Below are 20,871 nucleotides of genomic sequence, written 5' to 3'. Positions count from 1 at the left end.
CGTCAGGCCAGTCTCGCGTCATGTCGATGTAGCGTCAAGCTTGCGGCCGGACTTCGGCGGCAACCACGGCCGGCGGCAAGATTTCCGGTTCCAGAGGCTTCTGCTCTTCCGGCATCTTGAGCAGCATCTTCAACAGGCGGGCGATGGTCTCGCGCAGCTCCAGCCGCGACACCACCATGTCGACCATGCCATGCTCCATCAGATATTCGGAGCGCTGGAAGCCGTCCGGCAACTTCTCGCGGATGGTCTGTTCGATGACACGCGGCCCGGCAAAACCGATCAGCGCGCCGGGCTCGGCGATGTGCACGTCGCCCAGCATGGCATAGGAAGCGGTGACGCCGCCGGTGGTCGGGTTGGTAAGCACGACGATGTAGGGCAGGCCGGCTTCCTTCAGCCTATCGACACCAACCGTGGTGCGCGGCAATTGCATGAGGGACAAAATACCTTCCTGCATGCGCGCGCCGCCGGAGGCGGCGAACAGGATCAACGGCCGCTTGCGCTGCAAGGCGACCTCGAAGCCATGCACGATGGCATCACCCGCAGCCATGCCGAGCGAACCGCCCATGAAAGCGAAATCCTGCACCGTCACCACCACCGGCAAGCCCTCGACGGTCCCCAGCGCATTGATGATGGCGTCTTCCAGGCCGGTCTTGGCCTTGGCGTCCTTCAGCCGGTCGACATAGCGTTTCTCGTCGCGGAACTTCAGCGGATCCTGCATGACCTTGGGATTGTCCAGGGTCTCGTACTTGCCGTCATCGAAGAAGAATTTCAGCCGCTCCTTGGCCGAGATCTTCATGTGATGGCCGGAAGACGGGATGACGAACTGGTTGGATTCCAGGTCCTTGTGGAACACCATCTCGCCAGTCTCGGGATCCTTGATCCAGAGATTCTCGGGCATGTCGGTGCGCCGGCCGAGCATCGAATTGATCTTCGGGCGAACGTAATTGGTGATCCAGTTCATCGCTTCGGCTCCTGTCCTGACGAAGAGTTGGGTAAAGACGTAGGGAAACTATTCGGCGGCAGCAAGGCGGGCCGAACGCACGCCTTGCGCAAGGCCGCTGACCAGCGTGGCGACTGCCTCCGCCGGATCGGCGGTCTTTTCACCGTTCGGCCCCAGCACGTTCGCGACCGCGTTGACGATCGCCGTGCCGACGACCACGCCGTCGGCGTTGGCCCCGATCACGCGCGCCTGTTCGGCGGTCTTGACGCCGAACCCGACGCAGACCGGCAGGTTGGTGTGACCCTTGATGCGCTGGACCGCTGTGGCGACCTTGCCGGTGTCGGCAAGCGCCGAGCCGGTGATGCCGGTCATGGACACGTAGTAGACGAAGCCGGATGTGTTCTGCAGCACCTTGGGCAGGCGCTTGTCGTCGGTGGTCGGCGTCGCCAGCCGGATGAAATTGATGCCAGCCTTCAGCGCCGGGATGCAGAGTTCCTCATCCATCTCCGGCGGCAGGTCGACGACGATCAGCCCGTCGATGCCGCTGGCGATCGCGTCCTTCAGGAAACGGTCGACGCCGTAGATGTAGATCGGATTGTAGTAGCCCATCAGCACGATCGGCGTTTCATCGTCGCCGGCGCGGAAGTCCGACGCCATCTTCAGCGTCTTGACCAGCGTCTGGCCGCCTTTGAGCGCCCTGAGGCCCGCCGCCTGGATCGCCGGGCCGTCGGCCATCGGGTCGGAAAACGGCATGCCGAGCTCGATGACGTCGGAGCCGGCGCCGGGCAGCGCCTTCATGATCGACAGCGAGGTTGCATAGTCGGGGTCGCCACCCATGAAATAGGTGACGAGGGCCGGGCGGCCTTCGGCCTTCAGCTTCGTCATGCGGCGGTCGATGCGGGTTGTCATGTCAGGCCCTTTGGACGAATTTTGCTCATAATCAACTCCCAGGTCGAACGGTCCAAAGGGCCTAGATCTCCATGCCCAGCATCGAGGCCACCGTGTGCACGTCCTTGTCGCCACGGCCGGACAGGTTGACAATGACGATCTGGTCCTTGTCCATGGCGGGCACGATCTTGACCGCATGGGCGATGGCGTGCGCGGATTCCAGCGCCGGGATGATGCCTTCGACGCGGGTCGTCAGCTTGAAGGCCTCGAGCGCCTCGTCGTCAAGGATCGGCACATAGTCGACACGCCCGGAGTCGCGCAGCCAGGAATGCTCCGGGCCGACGCCGGGATAATCGAGGCCGGCCGAAATCGAATGGCCGTCCATGATCTGGCCGTCGGCATTCTGCAGGAGATAGGTGCGGTTGCCGTGCAGCACGCCGGGGGAGCCGGCATTCATCGAGGCGCAATGCTCGATGCCGTCGAGGCCGCGCCCGCCGGCTTCGATGCCGATGATCCGAACTTCCTTGTCATCGAGGAAGGGATGGAACATGCCGATGGCATTGGACCCGCCGCCGACGGCGGCGATGATGGTGTCGGGCAGCCGCCCCTCCTGTTCGAGGATCTGCGCGCGCGCCTCGGTTCCGATCACCGACTGGAAATCGCGCACCAGTTCCGGATAGGGGTGCGGGCCAGCCGCGGTGCCGATCAAATAATAGGTGTCCTCGACATTGGTCACCCAATCACGAAGGGCTTCGTTCATGGCGTCCTTCAGCGTGCCGTGGCCGGCGGTGACGGGCCGCACTTCGGCGCCGAGCAGCTTCATGCGGAAGACGTTGGGGCTCTGCCGGGCAACGTCGGTCGCGCCCATATAGACGACGCAGGGAAAACCGAAGCGGGCCGCGACGGTCGCGGACGCCACGCCATGCTGGCCAGCACCGGTCTCCGCGATGATGCGCTTCTTGCCCATCCGCTTGGCCAACAGGATCTGGCCCAGGCAGTTGTTGATCTTGTGCGAACCGGTATGGTTCAAATCCTCGCGCTTGAAATAGACTTTCGCGCCGCCCCCGAGGCCCTTCGCCGAGGAAACCTCACGAAGATGCCTGGTCAGGCCCTCGGCGAAGTAGAGCTTCGACGGCCGTCCGGCATAATGGGTCGAAAGACCGGTCAGTTCGGCCCTGAATTCCGGATCGTTCTTGACCTCGTTCCAGTTTTTTTCCAAGTCGAGGATCAGCGGCATCAGCGTTTCGGCAACGAAACGACCGCCGAAAATGCCGAACATGCCCTGTTCGTCGGGTCCGGTGCGGAAGGAATTGGGTGTCGCCGGCTTGTTCATCGCCGATCTCCTGGATCTGTACTTTGAGCATGTCCTGTCGGAAAACCGGTTCCCACTTTTCCGGGACATGCTCAGGGTTCGAAATTTTGTTCAGGCAGCGCGGTCGTCCCGCGCGGCCCTGACGGCCCGGAAAAACTGTTCGATCAGCGCCGGATCCTTGACGCCCGAGGCGCTTTCCACGCCTGACGAAATGTCGATCGCGGGCGGATTGGCAAGCCTAAGGGCATCGCCGATGTTGGCGGCGTTGAGCCCACCGGAAAGCATGTAATCGATCCCGGCGTCAAGGCCGGCGAGAATGCGCCAGTCGAAGGCGACGCCATTGCCGCCCGGCAGTTCCGAGCCCTTTGGCGGCTTGGCGTCGAACAGAAACCGGTCGGCGATGCCGACAAACGGCTTTAACCGTTCGAGATCGGCGGCCTCGCTGAGCGGCAACGCCTTCATCACCGGCAGCCCATGGCGGGCTTTCAGTTCAGCCACTCGCTCGGGGGTTTCGGAGCCGTGCAGTTGCAGCATGTCGGGCTGCAGCCTTTCGACGATTTCGTCGAGGAAGGCGTCTCTGGCATCGACGGTGACGGCAATCGCCAAGGCCTTGCCACGAGCCGCTTCGCGCAAACGGCCGGCTTCGGCCGGCTCAACATAACGCGGGCTTTTTGGAAAGAAAATGAACCCGACATGGCTGGCGCCGCCGGCCAGGGCCGCGGCCATTGCCTGGTCGGTCTTCAAGCCGCAGATCTTGATGTCGAGCGCCATGGCGCGGGAATTGGCACGAAAAGCGCCAAGAGTCGAGAAAAAGCATGCTGTTTGCCGGCAAGGCCAAAGGCGCTACCTATGGATTGGACAGCATGCAAGGCGGGAGCACAGCCATGGCCGACCAGACCGTTGCCGAACTGAAGCAGAAGATCGCGCAGGCGCGCGAGGTCATAGCGCACCTCATGGACAGGGCCGCCTTCAATGGCGCCGAGGCGCATCGAGCGCTGGATTATTTCGGCGGCGAAGCTTTCGACCGGAACTTTCTACCCTGGCCGCACCATGGCGACGAAGGGTTGCGGCCGGATGAGCTCAATGCGGCGAATGATGATTGAGGCGCCCTACTCGAACACAATCGCCTGCAGGGCGCCGCCATTGCGCTTCAGCCAATCCTTGCAGCGATCGGTGTCGGGGCAGAGCTTTTCGCATAGTTTCCAGAATTTCGGCCCGTGGTTCATCTCCTTGAGATGCGCCACCTCATGCGCGACGAGGTAGTTTATGACAGGCTGCGGCGCCATCATGATGCGCCAGGAAAAGGACAGATTGCCTTCCGAAGTGCAGGAGCCCCAGCGGCTGGAGGTGTCCTTGTAGCGGATCGCCTTGGCGCGCTTGCCAAGCGCCTCCGTATGCTTGACGACCAGCTTTTCGATTTCCTTCTTGGCCTCGCGCTTCAAAAAATCGGCGATGCGACGCGGCAGATGGATGCGGTCGCCATGCACGATCAGCAGCGGGCCACGGTCGTCGCGCGATATGGTGACAGTGCCGCGCTTTGACGGCTCATGCACGATACGGTGGGCCACGCCGCGCACCGGAATCTTTATGCCCGGACGCACCTGCGGCCGTGTCGGCACCTTGGCCAGCCGCTGTTCCAGCCAGTCCTGGTGGCGGTCGAGGAACCTGTCCACTTCGCCGCGGCGCAGGCCCGGCGGCACGGTTATGCGCAGGCCCTGTCCGCCGGAATCGATGCGCAGCGTCAGACGCTTCGCCCTGGCGCTCTCGACGATCTTGAGCGGCAGCGTGCGGCCGGCGACGCAATATTCCCGCTCCACCACAGGCGTGGGTTTGGGCTTCGTCAGATTGCGGAAGAACCCGATGGTCATGGCGGGACGATACGCGATTCGAGGAGAACGAATAGAACAAAAAAGAAACGGCGCCGCTCGCGCGACGCCGTCATCATACCTTGGCCCTGTCGCCGGGCTTCAGTCGTCGAGCAGGTTCGAGCCTTTGCCACGCTTGGTGGGGGTCGTTCCGGTGCTCGGATCGGTCTTGGCCGGCGCTGTCGACTTGTTGCGGTTGGCCATGAACCGGTCGAACTCGTCCTGATCCTTGGCGCGGCGCAATTCGCGGGCATACTCGTCGAACTGCGTCAGCATCTCGTCGAGCTTGCGGCGCTCTTCGTTCAGACGCTCAAGCTCCTTTTCGCGCCAGTCGTCGAAAGCGACGTTGCCGGTGCGGGCGGAGCCGTTGCCCCAGCGCGCGGCCTTGTCGGAGCCACGGCGGCAGCCGGCGAAGATGCCGTCGGTCGCGCGGTTGACGTCACGCTTGAAGCCCTCGAGCCGGTCGCCCCAGATGATGTAGGCGAGCATGGCGAAGCCGAGCGGCCAGAACACCATGAAACCGATCACCATCAACGCGATGGTCGCCGGCGTCCAGGCCGGACGGATCAATGCAGATGTGTTCATTTTCTCCCATTCCTTCGGTTGGAGACAGCCAGAACCGGCTGCGTGGAATCGAAATGGGAAGGCGAAAACGGCGATTCAAGACAATGTCCGCCAAAACCGAACAAGGGCCTGAAATGATTATCGCTTTTTGAGTATATCGAGGAAAAGCACGACCAACCCGGCGATCAGGCCCCAGAATGCGGCGCCGACACCGAACAGCGTCAGCCCGGAGGCGGTGACGACGAAGGTGACGGTTGCGGCCATGCGCTCGCCCTCGTCCTTCAGCGCGATCGCCAGCGCGTTGGCGAGCGACCCCATCAGCGCAAGTCCCGCCACCAGCACGATCAGGCTCTGCGGCAGGACGGCGAAGATCGCCACCAGCGAGGCCCCGAAAATCGCGAAGACGAGGTAGGCAAGCGCGTAGAACGGCCCGGTCTTCCAGCGCTCGGCGGGATCGGGATGGACGTCAGGGCCGGTGCAGATGGCCGCCGAGATCGCGGCCAGATTGGTGGTTCCGGCACCGAATGGTGCCGACAGGAGCGAAAACAGGCCGGTGACGCCGATCAGCGGGCCAGGTTCAGGGTGGTAGCCGGCCGCCCGCAGTACCGCCAGCCCCGACAGGTTCTGCGAAGCCATGGTGACGAGGTAGAGCGGCAGCGCCAGGCCGATGATCGCCTTGGCGGTGAAATGGGGAGCGATAAACGTCAGTGTCGACAGTTCGGGCGCGGGCAGGCCGCCGACACGGCCCGTAAGGAAGGCGGCAAGGCCACCGCCAACCAGCACCGCCAGCACCGACAGCGCCGGATTGAACAGCCGGATGACGAAGAATGCCGCGATCAGCGGCAGGATGAGCCAAGGGTCCGCCGGAATGGCCTTCATGGCATTGATGGCGAAGGTGACGACGATGCCGGCCAGCATGCCGGAGGCGACCGAAGCCGGTATTCTCGATATCAGCCGGGTCAGCGGCCCAAACAGGCCGGTAGCGACCAGCAGCACGCCCGTGACGATATAGGCGCCGACGGCCTCGCCCATCGAGAAGCCGCTCGAGGCGGCGACCAGTGCAAGGCCTGGCGTCGACCAGGCGGTGATGACAGGCATTTTCGTGCGCCATGACAGCCACAGGCACTCGACGGTCATGGCCAGGCAGATCGCCGTCACACCGCTTGCCGTCTCGACCTGCGTCGCGCCGACCGCCTTGGCGGCGGCAATGACGATGGCCAGCGTGCCGCCGAAACCGACGATGGCCGCGACGAAGGCGGAGATCGGGATGGACAGGCGCATCGTCACTGGCCTCGCCTGGCCATATCGCCGACCGCCCGCACCAGCATGTCGAGATCCTGCGGCCGCGACAGGCGGTGGTCGCCGTCAGGGATCAGCGACAGCGTGACATCGTCGGCCGGCAGCAGACTGACCAGCCTCAAGGCATGGCTCGACGGCACGTCGGCGTCGGCCAGTCCCTGCAGGATGTGAACCGGGCAATGCGTGTCGATCGGCCCGGTCATCACCCGGTTATCGCGCCCATCCTCGATCAGGGCGCGGGTGTAGACGTAAGGCTCGGGGGAATAATCCGAGGGTTCCGCGAAGAAGCCCTTTTCGGCGAGATCGCGCTTCTGTGGCTTGGTCAGCACCGGCTCGATCAGGTCGCTGGTAAAATCCGGCGCCGGGGCCAGCAGCACCAGGCCGACGACGTTTGCGTCGCCCGCCTTGCGCAATTCCTGCACCATGCGCAGCGCGATCCAGGCGCCCATCGACGAGCCGACCAGGATCTGATCGCCTTTGGCGAAATGCCGGAAGACGGCCAGGCTTTGCGCAAGCCATTTCGAGATCGTGCCGTCGGCGAAGGCGCCACCGGATTCGCCATGACCGGAATAGTCGTGCCGCAGGAAGGCCCGGCCTTCCCGTGCCGCCCAGTCCGACAGCGTCTCGGCCTTCGTGCCCAGCATGTCCGACTTGTAGCCGCCGAGCCAGACGATGCCGGGCGTCGAGCCGGCTGAATGGCGCACCGCGATATCAGATCCGTCGACATCCAGAAAAGTTGGAGCCAGAGAGGATGGGGGCGTGGCGATCATGGTTTTTTCCTCAGGCCCGTCTTTTGGCACGCGGTCCTTGTGGCACAGCCGGAGGCGTGGCGAAAAGTACTCGCGCTGTTTCTTTGTTTGGTGCAGGCCAGCGATCAGGGTGATTTTCTGTCAATGCTGTGCTATTGACTCCGCCCGCGCGCTCACCACATTGGCGCGTCCACGTATCAAGACCGACAAATCCCGAACGAAACGGCCAAGGAGACCACGACCATTCGCAGACCTTTCAAAGCAGCGGCGCCGACCAAGGATGGGCCGCGCTCCAATCGTGACATCCGGGTTCCCCGGGTCCAGCTTATCGACGCCGACGGCCAGAATCGCGGCGATATTTCCATCAACGACGCATTGCTGCTCGCCGAAGAGGCCGGGCTCGATCTCGTCGAAATATCGCCCAACGCGGTCCCCCCCGTCGTAAAAATCCTCGATCTCGGCAAGTTGAAATACGCCAACCAGAAGAAGGCGGCCGAGGCGCGCAAGAACCAGAAGGTCATCGAGATCAAGGAGATCAAGATGCGCCCGAACATCGACAGCCATGACTACGAAACCAAGATGAAGGCGGTGCGCCGCTTCTTCGAGGAAGGCGACAAGGTCAAGCTGACGCTGCGCTTCCGCGGCCGCGAGATGGCGCATATGGAACTCGGCATGCAGCTTCTGAACAAGGTGCGCGAGGAGGTGGCGACCATCGCCAAGGTGGAAGCCGAGCCGAAGCTCGAAGGTCGCCAGATGATGATGGTGCTGGCGCCGCGCTAAGGTTTGCGGAACCCACTTGGATCACGATGACGTCAGGCCCGGACATCGCGCTCTAAATCCGCCTGAATTGTGCTACAGGGCGTCCCGGCGATCGGCGGGACGCCTTATTTCTTAGCTCAAAGCTGCGATCGCCGGCAAAGCTCTTCGACGATCGGATTCCCGCATGGCCAACGACAAGGTTTCGGACGTCAAGGACGTCAAACACGGGCTGGGCAACTACCAGCAGATGCGCCGGCTGGTGCTTGCCGTGCTCGTGGTGGTGCTGTTTCTGGCGCTGCTGTTCGGCCAGTCGACCTTCCCGCCGGACACGCCGGTGCACGAAACGATCGAGATGTTCGGCGTGCTCTTGATTTTCCTCGGCATCGTCGGGCGCCTCTGGGCGACGCTCTATATAGGCGGGCGCAAATCCTCCGAGGTGGTGACCGGCGGGCCCTACTCGATCACCCGCAACCCGCTCTACGTGTTCTCGACCGTGGCCGCCGCCGGCGTCGGCGCGCAGATCGGCTCGTTCTCCGGCATCATCCTTTTCGCGGTTCTGTGCGCTGGCGCCTTCCATATCGTCATCCTGCGCGAGGAGAAGTTCCTCAAGGAAGCGCTCGGCACACCCTATGCCGACTATCTGGCACGCGTGCCGCGCTTCTTCCCCAAGCTTTCGCTCTACCAGGAAGGCGACACCGGCAGCTTCAAGCCGCGCCTGCTTTTGACCACACTGCTCGACGGGCTGGTGTTCCTGATCGCGCTGCCGGCTTTCGAACTGATCGACGGCGCGCAGTTGTCGGGCATGCTGCCGGTCTGGTTTAGGCTGCCCTGACCGGGGACAGTGCGTCGCACGGTGCTGAGGGTGTTGCGCCCGCGCCATCTTTGATCTATAGCACCGCCGTTCCAAGAAAACCGCCCGGCAGGGCATGCCGTGGCGGTTTCATTTGCTTTCGGGCTTTGGTCGGCCCGGGCGAACAAGAAGCGCGATCGTGCGCCAACAATACGGAGTAGCAAAATGCCCAAGATGAAGACCAAATCGGCCGCCAAGAAGCGGTTCAAGATCACAGGTACGGGTAAAGTCCTGTCGGCTGCGGCCGGCAAGCGTCACGGCATGATCAAGCGTTCCAACAAGTTCATTCGAAATGCCCGCGGCACGATGGTTCTGGCTGAACCGGATGGCAAGAAGGTCATCAAGAATTTTCTGCCGAACGGCCTCTAAGGCATTCGGTCCGGACACGCATCAGTTTTACGCAATTTCGAACGGAACGCCGCCAGGCACCTGGAATTGCTTTTAAGGAGATCATGACATGGCACGCGTAAAGAGAGGCGTCACCTCGCACGCCAAGCACAAGAAGGTTCTGAAAGCCGCGAAAGGCTTCTACGGCCGCCGCAAGAACACCATCCGCATCGCCAAGCAGGCGGTGGAAAAGTCGCTGCAGTACGCTTACCGCGACCGCAAGAACCGCAAGCGCTCGTTCCGCGCGCTGTGGATCCAGCGCATCAACGCCGCGACGCACGAGCATGGCCTGACCTATGGCCGCTTCATCGACGGTTTGAACAAGGCCGGCATCGAGATCGATCGCAAGATCCTGTCCGACATGGCCATCCACGAGCCGCAGGCTTTCGCCGCCCTGGTGGCCAAGGCCAAGGTTGCTCTTGAGTACCTCAAGAACACCACTCCGAATGCTTTTGAAAGCGCTGTCGCCTAGAGCATGATGCCAAAAAGTTTCTGACTTTTTGGACAACATCATGCTCCAGGGAAATTAGCGGGGAGCGCGATCTTTTCCGAAAAGTCTGCAACTTTTCGGGATCGGGCTCCGAGCCCAGCGCTTCCCAAGCATTCGAAATTCTGATTTGGGGAACCCGCGCTGGCACGGCTGGCGCGGGTTCTTTTGTCTCTGCCTGAAATTTCACTTTTAAAGTGACTTTCACTTAAGCCGACTTCCAACGCAGCGAGTTTGATCGTGAACGACGCAACCATTGGCCTTGATGCACTCGAAAATACCCTGATGGCTGACATCGCCTCGGCCGCCGACGAGACGTCGATCGAGGCGGTGCGCGTTTCGGCGCTTGGCAAGAAGGGCTCAATCTCGGAAATGCTGAAGACGCTTGGCGCGATGAGCGCCGAGGACCGGCAGGTGAAGGGCCCGGCCATCAACGGCCTCAAGAACCGTGTCACCGAGGCGCTGACGGCCCGCAAGGCTGAACTGAGGGATGTGGCGATCGCCGCCCGTCTGGCGGCTGAGAAGGTCGACGTGACGCTGCCGGTGCGACAGTCGCCGGCCGAGCGCGGCCGCATCCATCCGATCAGCCAGGTCATCGACGAAATCGCCGCGATCTTCGGCGATCTCGGCTTCGCCATCGCCGAAGGTCCCGATATCGAGACCGACTACTATAATTTCACCGCGCTGAATTTTCCGGAGGGCCACCCGGCACGCGAGATGCACGACACCTTCTTCTTCCAGCCGGACGAGAAGGGCGAGCGCAAGCTTTTGCGCACTCATACCTCGCCGGTGCAGATCCGCACCATGGAGAAGCAAAAGCCGCCGATCCGCATTGTCATTCCGGGCAAGACCTATCGCCAGGATTCCGACGCCACCCACTCGCCGATGTTCCATCAGGTCGAAGGGCTGGTGATCGATAAATCGGCCAACGTCGCCAACATGAAGTGGGTGCTGGAAGAGTTCTGCAAGGCCTTCTTCGAAGTGCCGCAGGTCAAGATGCGCTTTCGCCCGTCCTTCTTCCCGTTCACCGAGCCGAGCCTCGAGGTCGATATCCAGTGCGACCGCTCCAGGCCCGGCGAAGTGCGCTTCGGCGAAGGCTCCGACTGGATGGAGATCCTGGGCTGCGGCATGGTGCACCCCAATGTGCTCAGGGCCGGCGGGCTCGATCCAGACGAGTACCAGGGCTTTGCCTGGGGTATGGGCATCGACCGCATCGCCATGCTGAAATACGGCATGCCCGACCTGCGCGCCTTCTTCGACGCGGATGTGCGCTGGCTGTCGCATTACGGCTTCCGGCCGCTCGACATGCCGACGTTGTTCGGAGGCTTGAGCGCGTGACGGCCCTGAAGACTCCTGCTGCCAGCTACCACGGAACAGCCCAATGAAATTCACCCTCTCCTGGCTCAAGGATCACCTTGAAACCGACGCCACGCTGGCCAAAATCGTCGAGCGGCTGACCTCGATCGGCCTCGAGGTCGAGCATGTCGACGACAAGGCGGGGCTGAAGCCCTTCGTCATCGCCAAGGTGCTGACGGCGGTGCAGCATCCCGACGCCGACCGGCTGCGGGTGCTGACCGTCGATACCGGCGACGGCAAGCCGCCGGTGCAGGTCGTCTGCGGCGCGCCCAACGCCCGCGCCGGCCTAATCGGCGCCTTCGCCGCGCCCGGCACCTATGTCCCCGGCATCGACGTGACGCTGACGGTCGGCAAGATCCGTGGCGTCGAAAGCCATGGCATGATGTGTTCCGAGCGCGAGCTGGAACTGTCCGACGAGCACAATGGCATCATCGACCTGCCCGAGGATGCGCCGGTCGGCACCAGCTTTGCGTCCTATGCGCATCTCGACGATCCGGTCATCGAGATCAATCTGACGCCGAACCGGCCCGACGCCACCAGCGTCTACGGCATCGCCCGGGATCTGGCGGCGAGCGGGCTTGGCCGCCTCGTCGGCGGGGCGATCATGCCGCATGTCGGCAACGGCATGTGCCCGGTGAAGGTGACGATCGAAGCGCCGGAGCTTTGCCCCGGCTTCGCCCTCAGGCTGGTCAAGGATGTCAAGAACGGACCCTCGCCGAAATGGCTGCAGCAGCGGCTGATCGCCATTGGGCTGAGGCCGATCAGCGCGCTGGTCGACATCACCAATTACGTCACCTTCGACCGCGGACGGCCGCTGCATGTCTTCGATGCCGCCAAGGTCGCCGGCAACCTCGTGGTGCGCCGCGCCAAGAATGGCGAAAAGGTGCAGGCGCTCGACGGGCGCGAATACACGCTGACGCCGGAGATGTGCGTGATCGCGGACGACAATGGCGTCGAGTCCATTGCCGGCATCATGGGTGGCGAACACTCCGGCTGTGACGAGAACACGACGGACGTACTGATCGAATCCGCTCTTTGGGACCCAATCACCACGGCCCGCACCGGCCGCACGCTCGGCATCATCACCGACGCACGCTATCGCTTCGAGCGCGGTGTCGACCCTGAATTCATGGTGCCGGGCATCGAACTGGCGACCAAGCTGGTGATCGATTTCTGCGGCGGCACGCCGACCGAGGCCGAGGTGGCCGGCTATGCCGGGCATCAGCCGAAGATCGTGTCGCTCCCGCTATCGGAAGTGAAACGGCTGACCGGTATCGAGGTGCCAAGGTCGGAGAGCCTCGACATCTTGTCGCGTCTCGGCTTCCACGCGCAGGGATCGGGCGACGTCGTCGACGTGACCGTGCCGTCCTGGCGGCCCGATGTCGACGGCAAGGCCGATCTGGTCGAGGAGGTCATGCGCATCCATGGCGTCGACAACATCGCGCCGCAGCCGCTCGGCGCGCATGACGTGGTCAACGGCAAGATCCTGACGACGCTGCAGATCCGCACCCGTGCCGCCAAGCGTTCGCTTGCGGTGCGCGGCATGATGGAGGCCGTTACCTGGTCGTTCATCCCGGCCAAACACGCCGAACTGTTCGGCGGCGGCCAGACGGCGCTGAAGCTTGCCAACCCAATCGCCGCCGACATGTCCGACATGCGGCCCTCGCTGCTGCCGGGGCTGATTTCGGCCGCGCAGCGCAACGCTGACAAGGGCATCGGCGACGTGGCGCTGTTCGAGGTCTCGGGCACCTATGAGGGCGACGGCGCCGACCAGCAGCGGCGCGTCGCCGCCGGCGTGCGCCGCGGCACGGCAAAGCTCGACGGCTCCGGCCGCAACTGGGCCGGCAATTCGGGCCCGGTCGGCGTGTTCGACGCCAAGGCGGATGCGATCGCCGCACTCGAAGCCTGTGGCGCACCGGTCGACCGGCTGCAGATCGAGGCCGGCGGACCCGCCTGGTACCATCCCGGCCGTTCCGGAACGATCAAGCTTGGCCCGAAGACCGTGCTCGGCACGTTCGGCGAGTTCCATCCGAAGACGCTGGAAGGGCTCGATGTCTCGGGGCCGCTCTGCGGCTTCGAGGTGTTCGTCGATGCCGTGCCCGAGCCGAAGGCCAAGCCGACCAAGACCAAGCCCAGGCTGGACCTGTCCGCTTTCCAGGCGGTGAAGCGCGACTTCGCCTTCGTCGTCGACAAGGGAGTCGAGGCCGGCACGCTGGTACGTGCCGCGCTTGCCGCCGACAAGAAGCTGATCACGGCTGTCTCGGTCTTCGACGTGTTCGAAGGTGCGTCGCTGGGCGAAGGCAAGAAGTCGATCGCCATCGAAGTCTCGATCCAGCCGGTCGAGAAGACGTTGACCGACGAGGATTTCGAGGCGCTGGCCAAGCGCATCGTCGAGAATGTCGGCAAGCAGACGGGCGGCGTGCTGCGCGGCTGAGACTTGCGAGCGGATGGCGAATCGCTCTCCAAGGGGCGATGGACCATCTGCGCTATTCTGGGCTCTCCTTCGAGAAACAGCGTACGGCTTTTCTCGACATCGTCGCGGCTGACCCGCTGCTTGCCGAAACGCTGGCGAGGGTGCGCGCGCTTGCGCTGCCGGATTGGCTGGTGGTTTCCGGCGCGCTTTACAACAGCGTCTGGAACCACCTGACCGGCAAGCCATCGGGCTACGGCATCAGGGATGTCGACCTGTTTTATTTCGACGACTCCGACCTGTCCTACGAGGCCGAAGACGCGGTGATCCAACGGGCCGCCAGGCATTTCGAAGGACTGCCACTGCCGGTGGAAGTACGCAACCAGGCGCGCGTGCATCTGTGGTATCCGCAAAAGTTCGGGCAGCCGTGCCCGCGCTATACGAGTGCCAGCCAATCCGTCAGCTATTTTGCCTCGAAGACGCATGCGGTCGGGGTGCGCTACGACGCCGACGGGCAGCTGGACCTCGTGGCGCCGTTCGGGCTCGACGACCTTTTTTCGTTTCGAATTACGCCCAGCCGGCTGATGGATAACCGGAAGACGCATGAGGAGAAGGGCGCGCGAGCGCGGGCGTATTGGCCGGAGATTACGGTGGTGCCGTGGTGAGCTAACAGAGTTTCAGGTTGGCGCGAGGCACCCCCCTCTGTCCTGCCGGACATCTCCCCCGCAAGGGGGGAGATTGGCAGTTTCACTCGCTACGCCCTTCCTGCAGCGTGGAAGACTGGCGAAAGCCGAATTGACATCTGATCTCCCCCCTTGCGGGGGAGATGTCCGGCAGGACAGAGGGGGGTGCCTCGCGCCAACGCCCTTTAATTCGCTGCATAAAAGGGCGCGCCCTTTTCCACCTTCACCCATTCACCAGCGCGAGCAACTCCTCCGTATAGCGCTTGCCCATAACCTTGTCGGGCGACAGCGCATCGCCGATCGCCGCGACCTCTGCCGCGCTGAGCACGATGTCAGCCGCCGCCGTATTCTGCTCCAGATGGCGGATTTTTCGCGCACCCGGGATCGGCACGATGAAGTCGCCCTGGTGCAGCACCCAGGCCAGCGCCAGTTGCGCCGAGGTGACGCCCTTCTCCACCGCCATCCTTTCCAGCGTGGCGATCACCTTGGCATTGGCTTCCATGGCGTCGGCCTGGAAGCGCGGCAAGGTGCGGCGCCAATCGTGGTCGCTCAGGGTCTCCGGCTTTGCGATGGTGCCGGTGAGCAGGCCGCGGCCGAGCGGGCTGTAGGGCACGAAGCCAATGCCCAACTCGCGGCAGACGGCGAATGTCTCGTCTTCCGGGTCGCGGCTCCACAGCGAGTATTCGCTCTGCACTGCTGATATCGGGTGCACTGCGTGTGCCCGGCGGATGGTGGCCGCACTTGCCTCCGACAGGCCAAGCGCCCGCACCTTGCCCTCGCGCACCAGTTCGGCCATGGCGCCGACCGTATCCTCGATCGGCACGTCCGGGTCGACGCGGTGCTGGTAGTAGAGGTCGATGACATCGGTGCCGAGCCGCTTCAGCGACGCCTCGGCGACGGCCTTGACGTGCTCGGGACGGCTGTCGACACCGGCCATGCGATCCATGCCGGTGCCTTCCTCCAGGATCTTGAAGCCGAATTTGGTCGCGATCGTCACCTTATCGCGAACCGATTTCAGCGCCTTGCCCAGCAGGATCTCGTTCTCGTAGGGGCCGTAGACCTCGGCCGTGTCGAAGAAGTTGACCCCGATCTCGACGGCGCGGTGCAAGGTGGCGATCGCCTCGGCTTCCGGCTGGCCGCCATAGGCAAAGCTCATGCCCATGCAACCGAGGCCGACCGGGAAGACTTCGAGTTCAGTTCCTAGCTTGCGGGTTTTCATCGCGCATCTCCTTGTTGTGATGCTTAGGAAATAACGCCTTGCAGCACGTTCGATAATCGGCTCTTCTTCGTACGGGTCGTTCCATGAAATAGATCAATGAATCGAGCACATCTCTCACAGCTCGCGGTGCTGGCAGCTGTTGCCCAATGCGGCAGTTTTCGCGGTGCGGCCAGGGAACTGGCGATAGCTCCCTCCGCCGTGAGCCACGCGGTCTCCAGCCTGGAGGCACGGCTTGGCGTGCGCCTTTTGGCGCGCAGCACGCGCAGTGTCGCTCCGACCGAGGAAGGCGCGCAATTGCTGGAGCGATTGCGCCCGGCGCTTTCCGAGATCGACCTGGCGCTGGAGACGGCTGTCGAGGCGCGCGACCGGCCCGCCGGGAACTTGCGGCTCAGCGTGCCGCGCACGTCAGCGCATCTGGTGCTGACGCCACGGCTCAGCGCCTTTGCATCGGCCTATCCCGACATCGTGCTGGAGATCATCATCGAGGATCGCTTCACCGACGTTGTGGCAGGCGGTTTCGATGCTGGGGTCAGGCTCGGCGAGAGCCTGCAGCGCGACATGATCGCGGTGCGCATCGGGCCGGACATTCGCGGCGCGGTGGTGGGCGCGCCATCCTATTTCGAGACCATGCCCCGGCCGCGCCATCCGCGCGACCTTGCCGAGCATCGCTGCATCCGCTTCCGCTTCTCCAGCGGCATCCTTTACCGCTGGGAATTCGAAAAGGACGGCGAGGAGGTCGAGATCGCGGTGCAGGGGCCGCTGATCCTCGACGAGGACCATCTGATCGCCCAGGCCGCGGTCGACGGCGCCGGGCTCGCCTTCGTTTTCGAGGACTATGTCCGCGCGCCGCTTGCCGAGGGACGGCTGATCCGCGTGCTGGAGGACTGGTGCCCACCCTTTGACGGATTCTTCGTCTATTATCCGGGCCGCCGCCAGATGCGGCCGGCGCTGAGGGCTTTCGTCGATTTCTTCAAGGTGGGTGGGTAGGCAACTCTCCTCCTCGTCGGCAAGGGGAAGAAAGCTGGCCGCGCCAACGTTCGCCTCGCATGCAGGCTTCAATCACCAACACCGCGACCCGCTATGGATGGGCAACCATCGTCCTCCACTGGCTGATCGGGATTATCTTCATCGGCCAGTTCATGCTCGGCTTCGTCATGGTCAGGACCCCGAGCCAACGCACGGCCTTCGAATTGATCCAGCTGCACAAATCCCTGGGCTTCCTGCTGCTGGGGCTCATCATCCTGCGTATCGCCTGGCGGCTCGGCAATGCGGCACCGCCCTTGCCGCCTTCTGTCGGCGCCCTGGAGCGCCGCTCGGCGCCGCTGGCGCATCTGGCGCTTTATGCCTTCCAGGTCGCCCTGCCCCTGTCGGGTTGGGCGCTGGTGTCGGTCTCGACGCTGGAGATTCCCAGCATGCCGTTCAACCTGTTCGTCATGCCGAACCTGCCGCTCGGCGAATCCGATGCCGCCGAAAGCTTTTGGACGTCGGCACACTGGTATCTCGCCTATGCCGGCGCGGCGCTTGTCGCCCTGCATGTCGCGGCTGCCCTGCGCCACCGTTTCCTGCTCCGCGACGGGGTGCTCGCGCGTATGATCACGCCTTCGTCAGCCGGGGAATAGAAGGCGCCTTGGTCTCGTTTGTGGGGTGAGGACGCCAGAGAGCGCTTCCTCCTAACAAGGAACAACCCAATGCGTGCGCGAATCCTCGGATTGGCGGCTATCGCCGCCTGCCTTGCCATGCCTGTTTATGCGGCGGTCGTGCTCGGCGATGCCGCCGGCAGCTATACGATCAGCCAAACTGGCTCCGCGATCCGCTTCACCATCGGCAAGGCCGGCGGCGGCGGGTTCGACGGCGCCTTTGCCCGTTTCAAGGGCATGATCCGCATCGACAACAATGATGTCGGCCGCTCGAAAGTCGACCTGACCATCTATCCCGAAAGCGTCGGCACCGGCCAAGGCCGCATCGATGCGTTCCTGCGCTCCGACGCGGTGTTCGACGCGACCAACAGTCCCGAAATCCAGTTCCGCTCGACCAGCGTGACCCGCACCGGCGACACGTCGGCCCTTGTCACCGGCAGGCTGACGGCGCGCGGCAAGACGTTTCCGGAAAAATTCACCGCCGAGCTCGACGGGTTGAAGGGCGGGACGATCAAATTCCATGTCACCGGCAAGGTGCTGCGCTCGCGCTACGGCATGGATGTCGGCACGCCGCTCTATTCCAACGTCGTCGATTTCGACATGACGCTGACCGGGAAAAGGGGCTAGCGCGCGGCTGAGGTACCTGGGTTCCTTGCCCGCTTTCGTGGGGCGAGGAACCGAGCGACCTGCATTGGCTTTTCCAGCGATTTCAGGCAAACCTCCTTGCCTGTAATCTATAGGGAGAAGCGTGATGTTCCGATGGGGTGTGTTGTCGACGGCCAAGATCGGCCGCGAGCAGCTGTTGCCGGCAATCGTCGAAGCGGAGAACGGCGTGCTGTCGGCGATCGCCAGCCGCGACCTGTCGAAGGCCAAGGCATTGGGCGACCGCTTTGGCGCGCGCCATGCCTTCGGCTCCTATGAGGAGTTGCTCGCTTCCAACGAGGTCGATGGCGTCTACATCCCGTTGCCGACCTCGCAGCATGTCGAATGGACTGCAAAAGCCATCGAAGCGGGCAAGCATGTGCTGGTCGAAAAGCCGCTGGCACTCGATGCCAAGGACATCGCGCCGTTGATCAAGCTGCGCGACGAGAAGAAGGTGCTGGTCTGCGAAGCCTTCATGGTCATCTACCACCCGCAGTGGATCAAGGTGCGCGATCTCATCGCCAGCGGGGCCATCGGACGGCTGCGCCATGTGCAGGGCGCGTTTTCCTACTACAATGTCGATCCCAACAACATGCGCAACAAGCTCGATCTCGGCGGCGGCGCGCTGCCCGACATCGGCGTCTACCCGACCGTGTCGACACGCTTCTCGACCGGCAAGGAGCCGCTGCGCGTACAGGCGACGATCGAGCGCGACAAGACATTCGGCACCGACATCTATTCCTCGATCCGCGCCGATTTCGGCGATTTCGAACTGTCCTTCTACCTGTCGACGCAGATGGCGGCGCGGCAGGTGATGGTGTTCCACGGCGAGAAGGGTTTCATCGAACTGTTCTCGCCCTTCAATGCCGGGCTCTACGACCATCACCGCGTCGAACTGCACAACCAGAACCACACCGAGGCCCAGGTGTTCCGCTTCCCCGGCACGCAGCAATACAGGCTCGAGGTCGAGACCTTCGCGCGGGCAGCTCTTGGCGGCAAGGAGCGCGTCTTCACGCTGGAAGAATCCGTGCTCAACCAGAAAGTCATCGACGCCATCTTCCGCGCCGGCGACACAGGCGGCTGGGAGACCGTCTGAAACCCGCATTACATAGCCGGCTAATCCTGGGGAGGAAAAATGGCTGACGACGCGGATGTGATCATTGTCGGCGCCGGCCTTGCCGGGCTGGTTGCCGCCGCCGAGCTTGCGGAAGCGGGCAAGAAAATCATCATCGTCGACCAGGAGCCGGAGCAATCGCTGGGCGGCCAGGCGTTCTGGTCCTTCGGCGGGCTTTTCCTCGTCGATTCACAGGAGCAGCGGCGCATGCGCATCCGCGACTCCCATGACCTGGCGCTCGAGGACTGGATGGGCACCGCCGCCTTCGACCGGCCGGAAGACCACTGGCCACGCAAATGGGCCGAGGCCTATGTCGGCTTCGCCGCCGGCGAGAAGCGCTCCTGGCTGATCGAGCGCGGCCTGAAATTCTTTCCTGTCGTCGGCTGGGCCGAGCGCGGCGGCGGCAACGCCATCGGCCATGGCAATTCGGTACCGCGCTTCCACATCACCTGGGGCACCGGTCCCGGCGTGCTCGAGCCTTTCGTGCTGCGCGTGCGCGAGGCGCAAAAGCGGGGATTGATCGACTTCAGGTTTCGTCACCGGGTCAATGCCCTGACGCGGACGGGTGCAGCCGTGACCGGCGTACAGGGCGACATCCTGCAACCGAGTCCTGTCGAGCGCGGCCACAAGAGCCCGCGCGACGTATCAGGCGGTTTCGCATTGCAAGCGCAGGCGGTGATCGTCGCCTCCGGCGGCATTGGCGCCAACCATCGGCTGGTGCGGGAAAACTGGCCCAAGCGGCTGGGCAACGCGCCGCAGCGCATGATCACCGGCGTGCCGGACCATGTCGACGGCCGCATGCTGGCCATATCGGAACACGCCGGCGGCAGGGTCATCAACCGCGACCGCATGTGGCACTATGTCGAGGGCGTCAAGAACTGGGCGCCGATCTGGACAGACCATGCGATCCGCATCCTGCCCGGCCCATCCTCGCTGTGGCTCGATGCCCGGGGAAAACGCCTGCCGGTGCCACTCTATCCCGGCTTCGACACGCTGGGCACGCTCAGCCACATCATGAGCACCGGCTTCGATTATTCCTGGTTCATCCTGACGAAAAAGATCATCCAGAAGGAATTCGCGCTATCGGGCTCGGAGCAGAACCCGGACCTGACGGGAAAAAGCTGGCGCCAGGTGCTCGGCCGCGCCACGAGCGGCATCCCCGGCCCGGTCAAGGCGTTCATGGAAAAGGGCGAGGACTTCATCGTCGAGGCCGATCTTTCGAAACTGGTCGCGCGCATGAACGCGCTGGCCGGCGGCGAACCGCTGCTTGACGTCGCAACGGTCGAACGCGAGATCCGCGCCCGCGACATGCAACTCGACAATCCGTTCTCCAAGGACATGCAGATCACCGCGCTGCGCGGCGCGCGCGCCTATCTCGGCGACCGCCTGATCCGCACGGCAAAGCCGCACAAGATGCTCGACCCGGCGAACGGACCGCTGATCGCGGTGCGCCTCAACATCCTGACCCGCAAGACGCTGGGCGGCCTGCAGACCGATCTCGACAGCCGCGTGCTCGATGCCGGCGGCCAGCCGGTGCCGGGCCTCTATGCGGTCGGTGAAGTGGCGGGCTTCGGCGGCGGCGGCGTGCATGGCTACGCGGCGCTCGAAGGCACATTCCTGGGCGGCTGTATCTTCTCGGGCCGCAGCGCCGGCCGGGCGGCGGCACGCTCAGTGGGGTGAGACAGCGGCGTGCTGCCGGCATTTGGCTGA

General features: G+C 63.7%; 22 protein-coding genes. 13 read left to right on the top strand and 9 right to left on the bottom strand.

Translation table 11 applies throughout. The features are described from left to right. Positions 1-34: 34 nt before the first annotated feature. The 4 genes from accD to FJ936_RS00925 all read right to left on the bottom strand — a co-directional run bounded on the left by accD (position 35) and on the right by FJ936_RS00925 (position 3,911). Positions 35-961 carry an acetyl-CoA carboxylase, carboxyltransferase subunit beta gene (gene accD / locus FJ936_RS00940; protein WP_015314369.1) on the bottom strand — a complete coding sequence of 309 codons (927 nt, stop codon included), beginning with the start codon at positions 959-961 and terminating at the stop codon, positions 35-37. Positions 962-1,009: 48 nt separating this feature from the next. After that, entirely contained in the window at positions 1,010-1,849 is an 840-nt protein-coding gene (gene trpA, locus FJ936_RS00935; RefSeq protein WP_140660114.1) for a tryptophan synthase subunit alpha, read from the bottom strand. A gap of 61 nt (positions 1,850-1,910) precedes the next feature. Continuing rightward, entirely contained in the window at positions 1,911-3,161 is a 1,251-nt protein-coding gene (trpB, locus tag FJ936_RS00930) for a tryptophan synthase subunit beta (RefSeq protein WP_140615145.1), read from the bottom strand. Between the two features lie 90 nt (positions 3,162-3,251). After that, positions 3,252-3,911, bottom strand: a complete 660-nt coding sequence (locus tag FJ936_RS00925) for a phosphoribosylanthranilate isomerase (protein ID WP_140788534.1) — start codon at positions 3,909-3,911, stop codon at positions 3,252-3,254. Positions 3,912-4,024: 113 nt separating this feature from the next. Between FJ936_RS00925 and FJ936_RS00920 the strand changes: the two genes are divergently transcribed. Continuing rightward, on the top strand, positions 4,025-4,243 hold the full coding sequence (locus tag FJ936_RS00920; RefSeq protein ID WP_041163587.1) for a hypothetical protein: 219 nt from the start codon (positions 4,025-4,027) through the stop codon (positions 4,241-4,243). 6 nt (positions 4,244-4,249) lie between these two features. Here the strand turns inward: FJ936_RS00920 and FJ936_RS00915 are convergent, their stop codons facing one another. From FJ936_RS00915 to FJ936_RS00900, 4 genes are all read right to left on the bottom strand, one after another. Continuing rightward, entirely contained in the window at positions 4,250-5,008 is a 759-nt protein-coding gene (locus FJ936_RS00915) for a M48 family metallopeptidase (protein ID WP_015314374.1), read from the bottom strand. Between the two features lie 99 nt (positions 5,009-5,107). Beyond that, positions 5,108-5,590 (bottom strand): DUF2852 domain-containing protein, encoded by a 483-nt coding sequence (locus FJ936_RS00910; protein ID WP_127873324.1) that lies wholly within the window; start codon positions 5,588-5,590, stop codon positions 5,108-5,110. 117 nt (positions 5,591-5,707) lie between these two features. Then, the gene (locus FJ936_RS00905; RefSeq protein WP_140788635.1) at positions 5,708-6,850 is read right to left on the bottom strand and encodes a benzoate/H(+) symporter BenE family transporter; all 1,143 of its coding nucleotides are present in this window, start codon (positions 6,848-6,850) and stop codon (positions 5,708-5,710) included. A gap of 2 nt (positions 6,851-6,852) precedes the next feature. Beyond that, positions 6,853-7,638 (bottom strand): alpha/beta hydrolase, encoded by a 786-nt coding sequence (locus FJ936_RS00900; protein WP_140719148.1) that lies wholly within the window; start codon positions 7,636-7,638, stop codon positions 6,853-6,855. A gap of 222 nt (positions 7,639-7,860) precedes the next feature. Here FJ936_RS00900 and infC point away from each other — a divergent pair, with 222 nt between their 5' ends. The 7 genes from infC (at position 7,861) to FJ936_RS00865 (ending at position 14,531) form a co-directional block, all read left to right on the top strand. After that, positions 7,861-8,397, top strand: coding sequence for a translation initiation factor IF-3 (infC, locus tag FJ936_RS00895; protein WP_023772325.1), 537 nt, complete (start codon positions 7,861-7,863; stop codon positions 8,395-8,397). Positions 8,398-8,560: 163 nt separating this feature from the next. Continuing rightward, entirely contained in the window at positions 8,561-9,208 is a 648-nt protein-coding gene (locus FJ936_RS00890) for an isoprenylcysteine carboxylmethyltransferase family protein (RefSeq protein WP_140788532.1), read from the top strand. Between the two features lie 183 nt (positions 9,209-9,391). Next, the gene (gene rpmI / locus FJ936_RS00885) at positions 9,392-9,595 is read left to right on the top strand and encodes a 50S ribosomal protein L35 (protein ID WP_006201248.1); all 204 of its coding nucleotides are present in this window, start codon (positions 9,392-9,394) and stop codon (positions 9,593-9,595) included. Between the two features lie 88 nt (positions 9,596-9,683). Beyond that, the gene (gene rplT, locus FJ936_RS00880; RefSeq protein WP_006201247.1) at positions 9,684-10,085 is read left to right on the top strand and encodes a 50S ribosomal protein L20; all 402 of its coding nucleotides are present in this window, start codon (positions 9,684-9,686) and stop codon (positions 10,083-10,085) included. 300 nt (positions 10,086-10,385) lie between these two features. Continuing rightward, a complete protein-coding gene (gene pheS / locus FJ936_RS00875; protein ID WP_224525363.1) occupies positions 10,386-11,438 on the top strand; it encodes a phenylalanine--tRNA ligase subunit alpha in 1,053 nt (350 codons plus the stop codon). Between the two features lie 43 nt (positions 11,439-11,481). After that, positions 11,482-13,890, top strand: coding sequence for a phenylalanine--tRNA ligase subunit beta (gene pheT / locus FJ936_RS00870; protein ID WP_140788530.1), 2,409 nt, complete (start codon positions 11,482-11,484; stop codon positions 13,888-13,890). A gap of 38 nt (positions 13,891-13,928) precedes the next feature. After that, positions 13,929-14,531: a nucleotidyltransferase family protein gene (locus FJ936_RS00865; protein WP_015314382.1), complete on the top strand. Its 603-nt coding sequence runs from the start codon at positions 13,929-13,931 to the stop codon at positions 14,529-14,531. A gap of 241 nt (positions 14,532-14,772) precedes the next feature. On the opposite strand, the gene FJ936_RS00860 is transcribed toward FJ936_RS00865, so the two are convergent. After that, complete coding sequence (locus FJ936_RS00860) at positions 14,773-15,768, bottom strand: aldo/keto reductase (protein ID WP_140789870.1); 996 nt, start codon at positions 15,766-15,768, stop codon at positions 14,773-14,775. 96 nt (positions 15,769-15,864) lie between these two features. On the opposite strand from FJ936_RS00860, the gene FJ936_RS00855 reads away from it, so the two are divergent. From FJ936_RS00855 to FJ936_RS00835, 5 genes are all read left to right on the top strand, one after another. Then, positions 15,865-16,755, top strand: a complete 891-nt coding sequence (locus tag FJ936_RS00855) for a LysR family transcriptional regulator (protein ID WP_140789872.1) — start codon at positions 15,865-15,867, stop codon at positions 16,753-16,755. 59 nt (positions 16,756-16,814) lie between these two features. After that, positions 16,815-17,387, top strand: a complete 573-nt coding sequence (locus FJ936_RS00850; RefSeq protein ID WP_141906017.1) for a cytochrome b — start codon at positions 16,815-16,817, stop codon at positions 17,385-17,387. A 69-nt stretch (positions 17,388-17,456) separates the two neighbouring features. Next, the gene (locus FJ936_RS00845) at positions 17,457-18,032 is read left to right on the top strand and encodes a YceI family protein (protein WP_140615166.1); all 576 of its coding nucleotides are present in this window, start codon (positions 17,457-17,459) and stop codon (positions 18,030-18,032) included. A gap of 124 nt (positions 18,033-18,156) precedes the next feature. Next, positions 18,157-19,143, top strand: a complete 987-nt coding sequence (locus FJ936_RS00840) for a Gfo/Idh/MocA family oxidoreductase (protein WP_141906016.1) — start codon at positions 18,157-18,159, stop codon at positions 19,141-19,143. Between the two features lie 39 nt (positions 19,144-19,182). Next, positions 19,183-20,841, top strand: a complete 1,659-nt coding sequence (locus FJ936_RS00835; protein ID WP_141906015.1) for an FAD-binding dehydrogenase — start codon at positions 19,183-19,185, stop codon at positions 20,839-20,841. The last annotated feature ends 30 nt before the right edge of the window (positions 20,842-20,871 follow it).

Origin of the sequence: Mesorhizobium sp. B2-4-13, assembly GCF_006658535.1 — a bacterium.
Taxonomy (GTDB): domain Bacteria; phylum Pseudomonadota; class Alphaproteobacteria; order Rhizobiales; family Rhizobiaceae; genus Mesorhizobium; species Mesorhizobium australicum.
The sequence above is the reverse complement of the archived record's forward strand: the minus strand, read 5'-3'. Positions and strand labels throughout refer to the sequence as shown.